Genomic DNA, 15232 nt, shown 5'->3' on the forward strand with positions numbered 1-15232 from the left:
GTGACGCTGATGTCACGTTGAGCGACTCGAGCGCACGAACCTCTCACGCAAAGCGACGAGTGAGCATCTCTCCGTGGCCTTCACCTGGGTGTAGGCCCGCCGACAGACTGGCCGAGAACCACTCAAGCCCGCATACGACCGTCTTGTGCTCCTTTTCAACCGGCTCTGACACTCGTGACCAGCGGGACATGCCGGCGTGCTTGATGACCGCGAGGGGGACCCCATGGGGAGCACTGGGATCGAGGGCTTACTGCGCGACCGATTACTGATCATGGTGAACGACAGGTCGGCAATCGGTCTGCTACCGCACATCGACGGCAACACCGGGGGTCTGCTTCTCACGGGTGCCGATGCCGCCGCGAGGTGCCGGAACATACGCAACAGCTACCCGGACACCGTCGTGGCCGTCGACTACGGCGGCCACGAACACCGGGTCGCGACCGCCGACCGTCCCTTCGGCTATCAGGCGGCCGACGGCTGGCACGCGCTGGACCACTCCGGCCTGGAGGAGGTCCTGAACGGCCAGCTGGCCAACAAGGCGGCGTTCGCGGTGACCCCGACCTGTTTCATACCGCCGCCGGATGAAGACGGCGACGCGCGCGTGCTGCGTGCCGTGATCACCCAGGCCAACCGGCTGGAGCGGACGGACACGGTCGTTCTGCTGCCGTGCAGCTACCGCTGGCTGCGGGACGAGTCGCTGCTGCACCTGGTGGCGGCGGTACGGGCGAGTCGGCATCCCGTGGCGTTGATCATGCAGCACTACAAGGACCCGCTGGAGCGGGTGGGCGTCGCCGAGGGCCTGCGCGTGCTGTGCCGGTCATGCCCGCGTCTGCTGCTGTGGCGTACGGACCTGGCGGCGTTCGACGCACTGGCGCACGGCGCCCTGGGCACGGCGGTGGGGGTCACCGCCATGCTCCGTCACGGCATGGACCCGCGCCGCAAGGGCCGGGGCTGGCGGCCGTATCCGGTGGTGCTCGTCCGCGAGCTGCTGAAGTACCACCGGGTGGAGGTGCTGCAGAACTGGTTCGCGCGCGTCGAACCGTGGACGTGCGGGTGCGCGGTGTGCGAGGGCGCCGAGTTGTCCCGCTTCAGCGAGAGCAACGCCGGCGTACGCGAGTCGCAGTGGCACAACACGTGTGAGCTGTACGCGCTGCACGATGAGTTGATCTCGGCCGACGCGGGTCCGGACAGGCTGGAGTGGTGGCGGCAGATCGTCGACGATGCGGTTGCCCGGCATCACCTGCTGACCTCCGATCTCAGGGAGGAGGTCGCGCATCCTCCGGTGCTGCACTACTGGCAGCGGCCGAGCCCGCCGGCGGTTCCGATGCCGTGACGGATGCTCGGGGCGCTGTCGAGGAGGTCGATCTCGGCCCAGACGACCTTGCAGGGCCCTCGACGGTCGGCGACGCCCCAACGGGAGGAGAGGGCGTCGACGATGACGAGGCCCCGGCCGTGGTCTTGATCGGTGGTCGCGTCCGTGGCGCCGGTCGCGGGCGGCTGCGCAGTGAGGGGGCGGTCGCCTCGGGCGTCGGCGACCTCGATGCGGAGTGCGTCCGTACGGTGTTCAAGGCGGAGGACGAAGTCGCGGCCGGGTACGCGGGCGTGGAGTACGGCGTTGGAGGCCAGCTCGGCGACGACGAGGGCGACGGTGTCGGAGAGGTCCGAGCCGAACGGGATGCCCCAGGAGTCGAGTTGGTGCGTGGCGAGGTGGCGGGCGAGGCGGGCGCCGCGCCGGGTCGCGCTGAGCCGCTGGAGGAACACACGTACGGTGACGGCCGGTTGAGTCTGAGGTGCGGTCATGCGGCCAGCGTCGTGGGAGGTAGAGCACTTCAACAGGTACGGCGCTGGTACAGCCGCGGCTGGGTGGGTTCACTGAGTGGACAGGGTGAGTGACGCCCCGTAACCATGGGTGGGTTGATGTCCCGGTGGGTGCGTGGGAGGTGGGCCGGGCGTGTTGGACGGCGTCGCGAGCAGTGAACCGGAAGTGTCGGACGGCCTCAAGAGCTTCGGCGCGGTCCTGAAGGCGTTGCGGGAGGAAGCGGGTCTGACGCAGGAGGAGTTCGCGCCGCAGGTGCGGTACTCGGTGCATGCGGTGGCCAAGCTGGAGCAGGGGAAGCGGTTCCCGTCGGTGAGGTTCATCGAGCGGGCCGGGGTGGTCCTGCAGGCGCCGAGGGTGCTCAAGGCGGCGGCACGGCATCTGACTCGGAGGCAGGGGTTGGCTTCGTGGTTCGTGCAGTGGGCGGGGATCGAGGAGGAGGCGATCTCGCTTTATGCGTATGAGTGCCGGGCTATTCCTGGGTTGTTGCAGCCGGAGGCGTACGCTCGGGCGGTCTTTCTGAGTAGCTTGCCACCGCTGACCGATGAGCAACTCGAACGGCAGGTCGAGGCGCGGCTCGAACGACAGCGTGTCCTTTCCGAGAAGCAGAACGTGGCCTTCAGCTTCATCATCGAGCAGGCGCTACTCGAACGCCGGACGGGTGGAGACGAGGTCACCGCCATCCTCATCGACCACCTGCTGCAGCGGGCCGAACTCCGCAATGTGCAGCTCCAGATCATGCCCATGCGCCAAGACGATCACGCGGGACTCGACGGCCCCATGTACCTGGCGGAGTCTCCGGAGAACCAGTGGTTCGGCTACTTCGAGGGTCAGCAGGGAAGTGCCCTGATCACCGGCTCGAAAGACACCAGCGCCCTCCTTCAGCGCTATGGGAAGATGCGCTCGCAGGCCCTCAGCCACGAGGCGACCGTGGGGCTGTTGAAGCAGATGCGAGGAGCGCTATGAGCACCACCGAGCTGACTTGGTTCAAGAGCAGCTACAGCGGGACACAGGGCGACAACTGTGTTGAGGTCGCTCACTGCACTGAAGCTGTCCACGTCCGGGACTCCAAGGACAAGGACGGCGGCCAGCTAGCCCTCTCCCGCACCACGTGGTCGGCCTTCGTCACGTACGCGGCAGACGCCCGACTCTGACACCCGCCCAACGCCCGTGGGGCTGCCGGAGTTCAGTACTCCGGCAGCCCCATCGCCACGTTCCGCCTACTCGCCGTCAAGGACGGGCTGCTCCGGGACGCTGGCCTTCTTCGACGCGGCAGCCTTACGCCCCCGCGCCCGCTTCACCGGCCGCCAGCCCTTGAGGTCCGCCGCGCTGAGCCGATGCTTGCCCATCTGCTCGTCCAGGAAGGCATCACAGTCCTCCGCCGGCACAGACTCCCACTCGGGGTCGTACTCACCGTGCCACTGCCGCACCCAGGGCATGACCTCATGCAACCCGGCGATCAACGGGGTCAACCGCTCGGTGCCCCAACCACTCTGCTCCGTACGATCCTCGATGAGGTTGATGAGCGCCTGGGCCTGATCCTTGTGATCCCACCCGGCCCACCCGAGCAGCACAGTCGGATCTGCGTCGGGCCCGGCCTCCAGATAGGAGATGAACCGCTCCTTGGGCACGTCTAGCTTGCCGCGGTGGGACCAGTAGGAGTGCTTGAGGAAGTCAGCGGACGAGTACTTCGGCGGTACGGGGATGTCGAACCGCTGCCCAGTCCGGTCCTCCTCCCGCTGCTGCTCCCAGACCTCCTCCCACTGCGCATGCTTGCGGAGGCCGGGGTCCTTGTACCGCATTGCAGCGAGATACGGCACGTGCTCGTCGGCGATGACGTCGGCGAGCACGTGCCCGAGCGGCAGGTCCGGCTTGTTGAGGTAGTCGGAGGCGTACAGCGCTGCGACGGAGTTGAAGTCAGCGTCAGAACTCAGGGCATCGGCAAGCTGATTGACAGTGAGGGGGCGAGGCTGCTTGATGCCCTCACGCAGGCTGAACCAAAGGACGGGATCTTCACACCGGTCAAGCAACCAGGTACGGATCGCAGCCTTCTCTTTCTTCTCCCATGGCTCGACGGCCCAACGCCGCTTGTATTCGGGCCGCTCAATGAGTCCGATGTCCTTGCGCCGCTCAATGATGTCTATACGGGCCTGAACGATGTCTCGGTACCACTGGGGCCAGCGCTCGGGGATCTCGGTTACGGGGGTCGATCCATGCCTGTCAAACCACACCGTTTCTGTGTCGCCACGTGCCACGTGCCGAGCCAACACAATCTCGAATGCCCGCTCCCCGAGCTTAACTTCGGGAGCGTCCTGATCGGGAGACGCGACAGTAGTCCGCGCTACATCACCTCCGGGCAGCAAGCCATAGAAGCCGTAGACCTGCCAGTCCAACTCCTCCTGGAGAGCAATCATCCGCTGACGGATAGTTGCGCACGCAGTGCGTGCACGATCGAGAACAGCACGAGTCGGCGCCCCCGCAGCACAAACAGCAGAAGGTTCGACCTGAGCCAACTCCTTCGCCTTACAGTCCAATAGGCGCCCTACTGCAAGCGGCAATCGACCAGGAATCGGGAAATCTTGCAGCTTCGTGCCAGTGAACTCATAAAAGCGCTCCCACTCGTCATGCATGAATCCACCAGTACCGGACTGGCTTCCCTTATCGTGACTGACTTGCTTCAACCAAAAACAAGCCGTTGACGAGTTCAACACCCCGAGCAATTCTAGATGCTCATCCTCCCCCGCCCCCTCCGGCAGCTTGATTACCGGAGCAGTACGATTGAAAAGCCGCGATTCGCGGTCCAGGGTGAAATGATTATGGGTTGCTACGAACGCAAATCCTAGCCCCGCAGCCACGCGAAGCTTACTGGAATAGTTCTCCAGATGAACAAACCACGGAAAACCATTCTCGGTCACGGTCTTCCCGAAGATAACTCGCCTCTCCAGAAGAACTCGAAGCGGCCACAGGGAATGTGTCACAAGTCGGTGACCCGTGTCGATGAGTGATGAGTTCGAGGCGTCGGTATACGGGTTCCTTACTTGAACAACCCGGGAGAAAGAATAGTCACGAACAACATCGCCGGTAACCAGCTCACGAGCGGCATCCCCTTCCCTCAACCGGCGCACCGTCATCCGGTCCGGCAAGAAGTAGGCATCATCCGCACCACTGGCCGTAGTCCGCCCGATGCTCGTAGACCTCTCCCCCAACCGAGCCACGGCCGCCGCTTCGATACGCTCCTGCAACGGCCCCGATCCGCCACCCGAGAGACTCCACGGGAACTCCCTGAAACGCTCCCTTGGAGAATCAACGACGCTCACCCAGTCAGACTCGCTGCCAGGCCTTCCAACCTGCTCAACAATCGCCCTCCAAACAAGTGCCTCTTCAGCGTTGGCAGGTTGCGACGGCTCGCCGCGAACTCCCAAAACAGCACGAACCGACCGCTCTGAATTCGGCACCCTGTTCCGCCCCACAAGAATTACCGTCGGCGTCCCGTGCCCGGGAATGAACGCCCCGGATGTGTCGATCACGTACGAGAGTTCAACCCGGTTTCGGAAGACGACCTCGATGAGCTTCTTACCGAATTCACGCTTCATGAAGGAATTCGCAGTAATCTGACCTACGAAACCACCCCCACCGACCGCACCACCGAAGCCCTTCAGTGCCAGCTCGAACAGCCGCTGCACAAACGGAACCGATAGTGCGTACGTCCCCGCACAGGCGTCATAAGCCGCCCGATAATTCTCGTTCTCCTGCTTATCCTTTACCGTGATATAAGGCGGATTCCCCACCACAACGTGATACGAACCTCGCCCCAGAAGATCCATCCGCCGGGCAAAATCCCCTGCATCCTCCGTAGAGTAAAGAAAGGCGCCTCCACCTCCAGAACCGCCCCCCTCCACCTCCTCAAACAACGTTCCCAAATCCGTCTGAATACCGGCCGCATCCCGCCCATGCAGCAACGAGTCCCCCACCGCCACATTGATGGGAAACACCGGCGCGAGCGCCAACCGCTCAGCCCCCGCAGCCCGCATAGCCGCGACCAGCAACCGGAACCGAGCGATACTCACCGCAAACGGATTCTTGTCGCACCCGTGGACGGACTCCAGAGCCCTCCGCACCACAGACCACTCGTCCGCGCCGGGCTCCGCCTCCCGCCACTTCTCCACGAGCCGCCCAAAGATTCCCAGCAGGAAGTGCCCGGAGCCGCACGCGGGGTCGATCGTCCGCAGCCCCCGCCGCTCGACACCCCCCGGCCCCTCCACCACGGGATCCAGCCCGAACTCCTCGATGGCCGGCTCCAGCGTCAGATCGAGGATGAACTCCTCGACGAACTCCGGCGTCTGCAATAGCGCGTACGTCTTCCGGGCATGGTCACTCAGGTCCTGATACAGGTCACCGAGGAACCGCGTATCCCAGTCCAGATCCGAGAAGTCGTAAACGATCTGCCCGTCCGCGTCCCACCGCCGCCAGAACCGCAACAACTCCGTCGCGGCCTCATAGCTAGGCATCAGCTCCCACAGCGGATTGTGCGCACGGTCGAAGAGACCGGCCACGGTCTCATGGGCCCCCGCAAGATGCTCGAAGGCGGCAAGCAGCCAGTCCCGGTCGTTGTGGTCGGGATGCTCGCGGAAGTGCGCCTCGTGCCGCTCCTCCGCCTCGACCAACCGCTCCCCGGGCCCGGCGATGAACGGCGCCTCGATCAGTCCGTGGTCCTCACAGAACCGCACGAAGACACAGGCCAGCACCCAAGCCACCGCAGCCTGAGTCACCCGCTCGTCCCGCCACGCCCCATACGTCGCTGCCGTACGCTGCGCTTCCCGGGCCCGCCGGTACTCGGACTCCAGCCGGACGCGGTACTCCTCCACAGACTCACTGCGCGCACGCAGATCGTCCTCAAGGATCACGACCTGCCGCCGCAGATCCTTCAGCAGCGCCGCCTGGTCCAGCCCTGCCCGCGCATCCTGGCCCGTGACCGTCACTCTTCGCATCCCTCTCGCAGCACCACGTCACCCACCGCACATCGCCATACGGTTTCGCGTCCCAATCCTGCCAGCACCGTCGACCGAAACAGATCCCGCAGGAGTCATGGCAAAGTACTCTCATCTGCCATGATCACGCCGCTAAGGTGATCACCGTGACGGCTCAGACACCTCCTCCGGTCCCGGCGGCCTCGCCCGCACCCACACCGGGAACCGCACCCGCCCACCAACACTCGTTCTTAGAGGTGGGCCGCTGCCACTACGACGCGGCGACGCAACTCGCCAAGTCACCCCCGCTCTTCGGCTCCGCCGACCACCTGGCCGGAATTGCGGCGGAGTGCGTCATCAAGGCGATGCTCCTCGACTTCTTCGGTTCCCGACAGGACACCCCGCTCGGGATCCCGTACAGCCCGGCGATCAGGAACAACCCGGCGGCGCCGAGCAAGACCCAGATCGAGAAGGCGAGGAAGGCCTCCGAACACGGTCACCTCCCTCACGTCTGGGACCAGCTCCTCCTGCTCGCCAACGGCCACCGCGGCGCCACCGTCCTCGCGCAGATCCCCCAGCAGAACCCCTTCCGGGAATCCGCCGACGAGTGGGACGTGGCCCACCGCTACCGTGACAGCAGCCAGATATCGGATCAGCGCGTGAAACGTCACCTCGCCGCGGCCCGTACGGTGATCGCCGCCTACCAACAGGCGAAGTAGCACAAAGCACGAATCACAAACGCAGCCGAAGCCAAGCCGAAGCCGAAATGGAAAAGCAGGCGCCCGCCCCATGAACCCCACCCGATTCGACGCCGCGTGGCACGCCGCCCTGGGCCACGCGCACCGGGCCGCCGAAACCGGCCGGGACACCGTCCTCGTACGCGACCTGTTCGGGCGTGCGTCGCTCCTCATCGACGACGAGTCTGCGCCACTGCCCGCCGAGGAGCTGGAATCGCTCGCGGAGGCGTTCCGACGCGACACCCAGGCCTTCGCAGGCCCCCAACCCGTCCAGGCCGCGTCCACGATGTTCGCACCGGAGATGTTCTTCGCCTCCCCCGAACTCATCGTGCAGGACCAGGGCGAGCAAGGACAGCGGGGCCGCGTCGCCGTACTCGAACGGACCGTCGTGGGCGCCGACTGGGCCCGGGAAGCCGCACCGGGCGCTTCACCGCAGCCCGAGGTGCGAGAGCGACGCGTCGCCCTGTACGGCTTCAAGGGCGGCGTCGGGCGCTCCACCGCCACCGCCGTCCTGGCTCGGCACCTCGCCGACAAGGGCCACTGCGTCCTCGTCGTCGACCTGGACCTGGAGTCTCCCGGGGTCTCCACGCTCCTGCACGGCCTCGACGAACTGCCCGAACACGGCATCGTCGACCATCTGGTCGAGGCCGGTGTCGGCAACGCCGAAGGGCTGGAGCTGGTCACCCAGAGCTCGTTCTTCACCCCCACCCAGGGCAACGGCGAGATCTGGCTGGCCCCCGCCGGAGGCCGCCCCCGCGACGACTACGACTACCTCGCGAAGCTGAACCGCATATACAGCGACCTTCCGGCCGCCGAACCGGGCGGCGCGCCCAAGCCGTTCTGCGTGCGGCTGGAGGAGGCCATCGCCGCCTGCGAAGCCCAGGTGGCCGGGATCTCGCGGCAGCCGGACGTCGTCCTGCTCGACAGCCGCGCCGGCATCCACGACATCGCCGCCGTCACCCTCACCCAGCTCAGCGGGCTGTCCTTGCTCTTCACCGTCGACAACCCGTCCACCTGGTACGGCTACGGCATGCTGCTCTCCCAGTGGAAGCAGCGCCCGGACCGGGCCGTCGACCTGCGCGAGCGCCTCCGGATCGTGGCCGCCATGTTCCGGTCCGCCGGGGACATACAGCGGCTGCACAAGCTCCGCGACAACGCCCAGAAGATGTTCGCCGACACGCTCTACGACGACGCGGAGGGCGCGGACCTGGACGCGTACCACCCGGCCCTGGAGGACGACCAGGCCCCGCACTCGCCCATCCCGATCCTCTTCAGCCACGACCTGATCGGCCTCGACCCGCTTCAGGACCGCGGCTGGCCCGAACTGCCCTTCGTGGAGGCCGCGTACAAGAGGTTCCTCGACGAGGTCTGCCAACTCGTCTTCCCGAGCGAGGAACTGTCATGACGGTCCCGGACCCGCTGTCCACCGACGAGTACCGGACGCTGCTCGCCACCGCGCCCGGCAGCGCCTTCGACGCCGACACCGTGAGCCCCGACGTCACGCGGCTGTTCACGCCGTCGAGCCACCGGCGTGCGCTGGACCCCGACGTGACGGTGGTGCGCGGCGCACGCGGTTCGGGCAAGACCGTGTGGACCAAGGTGCTCAGCGACGACAGCATGCGCGAGATCGCGGCGGCCTCGTACATGATGCCCCGGCTGCAACGGATGACGGTCGCCACGGGCCATGCGAAGGGCGGCGAGCCCAACCTGCACCACCCCAGCAAGAACGTCATCAGCAAGCTCTTGAACGACGACGTCAAACCCCAGCACCTCTGGTCAGCCGTGGTCCTGGCCGGACTCGGGGCCCCGGAGATCCTGCGCATCGAAGGCTGGGACAAGCGGGTCCGCTGGGTCGCCGAGCACATGGAGTCCTACGAACGGGCGCTGTGGACGATCGACCAGGAGGCCCGCAAGAGCGGCCGCACCCGCCTGCTGATCTTCGACGCCCTGGAGCACCTCCACAACGAGAGGCCGGTCGTCGACCAGCTGGTTTCCGGCCTCTTCGAAGTGGCACTGGATCTTCGCATGAGCACCAGCGCGATTCGGGCGAAGATCTTCGTCCGCCCGGACATGTACGAGAGCGCGCCCAAACACTTCCCCGACGCCTCCAAACTCGGCGCCAACGCCACCGACCTGACCTGGACGACGGAGAACCTGTACGGCCTCCTCTACCACCAGCTCGGCAACCACCCGAGCCCCGAGGCGGAGAAGTTCCGTGCGTCGACCGGCAGTTGGCGCAGTGAGGGCGAAGGACGGTGCATCGCCCCCGTCGACGTCATCGCCACCCCGAAGCGGCAGCACGATCTGTTCGTCACGATGGCCGGCCCGTACATGGGCGCGAGCCATCGCCGCGGCCACACGTACACCTGGCTTCCCAACCACCTGCAGGACGGCAAGGGTCAGGTGAGTCCACGCACGCTCCTCCAGGCCGTCGCCACAGCGGCGACCATCAGCCGGGATCGATACCCCGCACACGAATACGCCCTTCACTACGACGCCATCCGCGCGTCCGTGAGTACCGCCTCCCAGATCCGTGTGGACGAGATCACGGAGGACATCCGCTGGGCGGCGGTCGCGGTCGAGCAACTGCGGGGCGGCCAGGTGCCGATGCAGCCGTCGGTGGTCCTCGCCTACTGGCGGGACGCCTCCCTCTCCGCGAAGCTGCGCGAGGTTCTGGCGAACGGCTCGCAGGGCAGCGGCCCGGAGGATGTCGACAACCACCGTGAGCTGATCGACGAGTTGGAGAGGCTCGGCGTGATGACACGGCGCGCGGCGGGCGCCACCGACCTGCGCGACTACGCGGTCGACATTCCCGATGTCTACCGCCTGGCCTTCGGCATCGGCCGCAAGGGAGGCGTCTCCCGGCGCGCGCACTGACCACAGGCAGATCCCGGCGTGCGGCCTTGAAGGCGGCGGAGGGCGCCCCGAAGGGGCGCGGGGAACTGCGCGAACCGGCCACGACGGCGCCACAGAACGACCGACGGCACATCGCGGCGCTTCCACGCGGCGCTTCCAGCGGAGCACTCAGGCCGCCGCGGTCACCGCCGTCAGGAAGTCGCCGTCGAGGTACGCCCGTTCCCCGTCGCCGCCAATCACCTCGACCGTCCGGCCGTCCAGGTGCGGGACCTGCGTCCGCGTGTCCACGGGGCACAGCAGCCACAGCCCGTGCGGGTCGTCGGCCGATCGGCGGGCCGCCGTCTGCAGCCGGACCAGGAGGTCGTGGCCGCCTTCGTCCCAGTACCGGGCGAGCAGCCCCGCATCATGCAGGAAGAGGACCGTGCGAGGTGCCGCGGCCCGCTCCAGCAGGGCCGCCTCCAGACGTACCCAGACCGCACGTACGAACGAAGCCAGACCCCGCTTGATCTGCCCCGGCGCGGAGCCCGCGTCGGCGCGCAGGACCTTCTCCCAGTCCTGCCCCTTCTCCGCCGCCAGCGCTCGGAACTCGGCGAGGAACTCCCGCCCCAGGTCGACGGGTTCGACGGGGAACGCCGCGGCCACCGCCTCGGCGGCACCCGGCAGCCGGCTGCCCTTCACGGTCAGCGCGAGGAACCCGCCGCGCTGAACCCGGGAAGCGAGCCTGGCACGGGTGGCGGCGTGCGGGTCCCCGTCCACCTCCGCGACCGCCGGTATGCCGTGGCCGGGCGACACGTAACTGGTGCCCGTCCCGGTGGACGTCCACTGGCCGGCCGTCTCCAGGGCCGGCGGGAAGAACCGCTCCAGCTTGGTGTCGTACTGGAGCTCGAAGCGGGCCTCCCTGAGCGGGTCCTCCAGCTCGACGTACGTCGGCTCCCGCTCTGTGGAGAGCGCGTCGAGCACGGGGAAGCGCGCGCGCAGCCGCGCCAGCAGCTCGGCGACGGTGATGCCACGGTCCCGTCGTACTCCCGCCCCTGCCTGCGAGATGCGCAGGGCGCGGTCCAGGCTGAGGTCACGGGGGTACAGCTCAAGGCGCGGAGTGACCTCGGTCCCCACGGCGACGGCGGCTGCGAGGTCGACCAGCCGGGTGTCCGCGAGCGGGGCGAAGCCCTCCGGGGCGGGCACCGCGCGCAGGTCCCGGACCACCGCGGCTCGTCCCGGCAGTGGCTCCTGACGCGCCAGTCGCTCCGCCACCGACCCCAACTCGGCTGCGTAGTCCGCTAGTTCACGGGGGCTCGGGTCGTCGGTCCCGGGCAGCGACTCCGCGGCGATCAGTACGGTGTCGCCTCGCCGGTGCACAGCCAGGCGTGGCTCGTGCTGTTCCACGCCCTCGCCGTCCCACAGCTCGGCCTCGGTGGCGGCCCGTACGACGGCCAGCGCCCTCGCGAGCGTGCGCTCGGGCGTGTCGTCGCCCGCGCCGTGCCGGACGCGCAGTTCGGCGGCGGCCTCCTGGGCGGTCATGACCCGCCCGGCCGCCGTGACGATCTCGACGAGTTCGTCGCGCACCCGCCGCAGCCAGTCCGCCTCGGCCCACTGCTTGATCTCGATGCGGTGGTGACGCGAGACCGGCGGCTGCTTGATCTTGAGGTGGTCGGCGATGCGGGCCTGGACCGGCCAGGGGCCCAACGGCGACAGTCCGCCCTCCTCGGGCGGCAGACCGAGCGTGAGCCGGACCACCGGCGCACGGTGGGAACCCTTGCGACCAGGCTCGGGGGTGAGCCTGGCGGCCATGTCGTCTATCGACAGGAGCAACGATCCGTCCGGCTCGGCCTCACCGTCCGTGCGCGCGGCCGGTACCGCGGGTCGGACATCGGCCCCGGTGGGCTGCCGCAGGGCGATCGCCCACTGCTTGCGGCGCCGGTTGAGTTCCTTGCGCACGAGCGCACCCGCGCCCCGCGCCTTCGAGATCGCGTACGGCTGGACGCCCAGCAGCTCTCCCACCTTGGTGGCGCCCAGCCCGTGCGCGACGGACACGGCCCGGGGCGACAGGCCTGCGGCATCCAGCAGGGTCTCGGCGTCCGCGGCCTCGGCGGCGGCGTCACGGGCCTCCTCCGCGTCCTCGGCCAGGGTGCCGACCGTGGCCGGGGTGGTGGCCGGTTTGGTCGCGTCGGCCGCCCGGAACACCTCGCGCCACTCGTCGTGCATCTGCCGCAGCGTGTCGAACCGGTGCTCGGTGTCGCGGTGCAGCGCCCGCCGGAAGAAGGACGTGAGGCCGTCCCTGAGGGCCGGCTCGAACAGCTCGGAGGCGACGTACAGTTCGGCGGACTCGTTGGTGAGCGGGTCCAGCTGTCCGTCGCCCCACATGGGGCGCTCGCCGCCGGCCATCTCGTGCAGGGTGACGGCCGCCGCGTACCGCTCGGCGTGGTCGTCGTAGTACGGCCGCCGCAACGAGCCGAGGAACGGGTCGAGGTAACCGCGCGTACCCGCCTTGATGTCGCGCTCGGAGGCGTCGGCGAGGGAGAAGTCGAACAGCTTCAGACGCCAGATGCGGTCCTTGCTGTGGTGGATGCCGAAGTTGTCGGGCTTCAGGTCGCGGTGGAGGACTCCGTTGGCGGCCAGCTGGTCGAGCGCCCTGAACAGATCGTCGCCGAAGCGCTCCAGCTCGTGGTAGGTCAGCTTGCCCTTGCCGCGCAACCGGGCGCCCAGGGACTGCTCACCGGCGTACTCGAGCTGCAGGACGGTCCGCCCACCGATCTCGCGCAGCCCCTCACCCCGCAGCTGTACGACCGCGCCGCCGCCCACCTCTTTGAGGACGCCCGCCTCGGCACGCAGCCGTTCGGCCTTCTGCTCGTCCAGGGCGACCTTGAAGACCCGTTCGTCGATCTGTACATCGCCGTCCTCGTCCTCGACCGCGCGCTCCACGAGAAGGGCGCGGGCCGTGGCGCCGGTGCCGAGGACACGGCGTACGGACCATTCCGCGTCGAGCGACTGACCGGGCAGCGCCTCCAGCGGATCGACCCCTACGGCTGTGGGTGCCTCGGGCAGCACGCTGGCGCGCTCCGCCTTGTCCAGCAGGTCGAGGAACTCCTCGGCGGAGCCCAGGCGTTCGGTCACGTCGGAGCGGGTGGCCTTGAAGACCAGGTCGTCGAGGGCGTCCGAGAAACCGTCGGCGACGGCGTACAGATGCAGCCCGGAGTCGGTGCGCAGCCGCTCGCTCAGCGCGCTGCGCTGAGTGGCGGGAGGCTGACCGGTGAGGATCAGGTACGCGACCGCGCCGAGCCCGAACATGTCCAGGTCTGCCGGATCGGCGTACGGCTGATCGGTCTCGGGGGCGAGATAGAGGCGGGCCGCGTCCTCGATCAGAGCGGCGTCGAGTGCCGAGCCGCCGATGGAGCGGAAAAAGGTGGCGTTGCTGTCGAAGTCGCGGGCCGCGGTCTGCCAGTCGGTGATGCGCAATTCGGGGCGCGTCCCGTCGGACCGGAAGGAGACGTAGACGGAACTGGCTGCCAGGGCCCGGTGGTAGAGGGCGCGGTTGTGCGCGTAGCGGACGGCTTCGGCGAGCTGCCGTACGAGGTCGAGGCGGATCTCGGGGGTGAGCTTGCCCCCGTAGGTGGCCAGGTACTGGTCGAGGCGCAGGTCCGTGTGCCGGTGACGGAAGAGGATCGCGGGTCCGCCCTGGTGCTCGCGGATCTCGACGGCCTCGACGATGCCGCGGTGCGTGATGCCCTGCAGGACCTGGTACTCGCGGCGGGCCGCGCGATCGGTCGACTTCTTCGCGGCCTCGGTCGCCATATGACCGACCAGGTAGATGCGGACCCGGCCCTCCTCCTGGACGAGGCCGTCGTCGCGCGTGGCCAGGCGGTCCTCCCAGGACTGCCCGCGGTCCAGGGGGTGCGGCTGCAGCTTCCAGGCGTCGCCGAACCTGAGATGGGCCGTGGACTGCTGGACACCGATGGCCTTCAGCAGACGCGGCAGCGTGTTGCGGGAGAAGTCGGGCGTGATGCGGCGGTCGGGGCGGTCGGGCGGCAGGCCGAGGAAGTCCTGCCAGATGCGCTTCAGGCCGGTGGGGCGGTCGTCACGACCGTAGACCTTGACCTTCTGGACGTCGTCGAGATGGCTCTCGAGGTCCGGAGCCGAGAGGAAGATCGCCGGCTCCACACGCGGCACGGAGCGCTCCGGGATACCCAGTTTGCGCGCCGCCCACAGGAGCCTGCTCTTGAGGTCCTTCGACTTGGCGTCGTTGAAGTGGAGGGGGTTGTTGATCGTCCTGGTGCGGTCGGAGCCGTGGAAGTTCCAGGTGGATCCGTTGTTCTCCAGCCGCCCTGGATGGCTCTTGATCTCGACCAGGTAAAGGCCGGCGGGTACCGCTATCAGCAGGTCGCACTCGTTGATACGGCCCGACTGCGCGGTGAAGGAGAACGTGGCCCAGGCGCGATACGGCTCGGCGGCCGGCATCAGGCGGCGTACGTGGTCGAGAGCGTCCTGCTCCCAGGGGTACGGGGAGGGGCGATCCTGGAACCACTGCTGCGCCGGACGCGGCGGTCCCGGCTTGGGCACCGGCCGCGAGCCTCCTGCCGTCACCGTCCGACCTCCGCTGTCTCCTCACGCCCTTTCGGGCCAAAATCCCTGGTTGACCTTACCGCGCCCCACTGACAGGCAGCATCCGTTTGGCTTGCTCCCAAGGTGGGCGGCAGGAGGCGACCGGCGAAGAGTTCAAGACCGAGCGGATCAAGCCTCGTCGGCCCTGGAAGACGCCGTCCGAGGTCGAGCCGGCCACCGCCGAGAGGGTCGACTGGTACTGCCACCGCCGACTGCACGGTGATGTAGGGCACATCCCACCCGCCGAACACGAGACCAAC

The 15232-nt window shown here is 67.9% G+C and carries 9 protein-coding genes; 6 read left to right on the forward strand and 3 right to left on the reverse strand.

Annotated elements, in window-relative coordinates:
- Positions 1-271: 271 nt before the first annotated feature.
- On the forward strand, positions 272-1333 hold the full coding sequence (locus AB0E07_RS01640; RefSeq protein ID WP_362245220.1) for a hypothetical protein: 1062 nt from the start codon (positions 272-274) through the stop codon (positions 1331-1333).
- Here the strand turns inward: AB0E07_RS01640 and AB0E07_RS01645 are convergent.
- Positions 1291-1800, reverse strand: coding sequence for an ATP-binding protein (locus AB0E07_RS01645; protein WP_362245222.1), 510 nt, complete (start codon positions 1798-1800; stop codon positions 1291-1293). The two genes, AB0E07_RS01640 and AB0E07_RS01645, sit on opposite strands and share 43 nt — an antisense overlap.
- Positions 1801-1951: 151 nt before the next feature.
- On the opposite strand from AB0E07_RS01645, the gene AB0E07_RS01650 reads away from it, so the two are divergent.
- Complete coding sequence (locus AB0E07_RS01650) at positions 1952-2782, forward strand: helix-turn-helix transcriptional regulator (protein WP_328428142.1); 831 nt, start codon at positions 1952-1954, stop codon at positions 2780-2782.
- Positions 2779-2970, forward strand: coding sequence for a DUF397 domain-containing protein (locus AB0E07_RS01655; protein ID WP_362245225.1), 192 nt, complete (start codon positions 2779-2781; stop codon positions 2968-2970). Before AB0E07_RS01650 ends, AB0E07_RS01655 begins: the two co-directional genes overlap by 4 nt.
- Positions 2971-3036: 66 nt before the next feature.
- On the opposite strand, the gene pglX is transcribed toward AB0E07_RS01655, so the two are convergent.
- On the reverse strand, positions 3037-6795 hold the full coding sequence (pglX, locus tag AB0E07_RS01660) for a BREX-2 system adenine-specific DNA-methyltransferase PglX (protein ID WP_362245227.1): 3759 nt from the start codon (positions 6793-6795) through the stop codon (positions 3037-3039).
- A 155-nt stretch (positions 6796-6950) separates the two neighbouring features.
- Here pglX and AB0E07_RS01665 point away from each other — a divergent pair, with 155 nt between their 5' ends.
- The 3 genes from AB0E07_RS01665 to AB0E07_RS01675 all read left to right on the forward strand — a co-directional run bounded on the left by AB0E07_RS01665 (position 6951) and on the right by AB0E07_RS01675 (position 10397).
- Positions 6951-7502, forward strand: coding sequence for a hypothetical protein (locus AB0E07_RS01665; protein ID WP_362245229.1), 552 nt, complete (start codon positions 6951-6953; stop codon positions 7500-7502).
- 70 nt (positions 7503-7572) lie between these two features.
- Entirely contained in the window at positions 7573-8925 is a 1353-nt protein-coding gene (locus tag AB0E07_RS01670) for a P-loop NTPase (RefSeq protein ID WP_362245231.1), read from the forward strand.
- A complete protein-coding gene (locus AB0E07_RS01675; RefSeq protein WP_362245233.1) occupies positions 8922-10397 on the forward strand; it encodes a hypothetical protein in 1476 nt (491 codons plus the stop codon). The genes AB0E07_RS01670 and AB0E07_RS01675 overlap by 4 nt, the downstream gene beginning before the upstream one ends.
- 147 nt (positions 10398-10544) lie before the next feature.
- On the opposite strand, the gene pglW is transcribed toward AB0E07_RS01675, so the two are convergent.
- The gene (pglW, locus tag AB0E07_RS01680) at positions 10545-14930 is read right to left on the reverse strand and encodes a BREX system serine/threonine kinase PglW (RefSeq protein WP_362245235.1); all 4386 of its coding nucleotides are present in this window, start codon (positions 14928-14930) and stop codon (positions 10545-10547) included.
- Between the last annotated feature and the right edge of the window lie 302 nt (positions 14931-15232).

Source organism: Streptomyces sp. NPDC048002 (assembly GCF_040653275.1).
Taxonomy (GTDB): Bacteria; Actinomycetota; Actinomycetes; order Streptomycetales; family Streptomycetaceae; genus Streptomyces.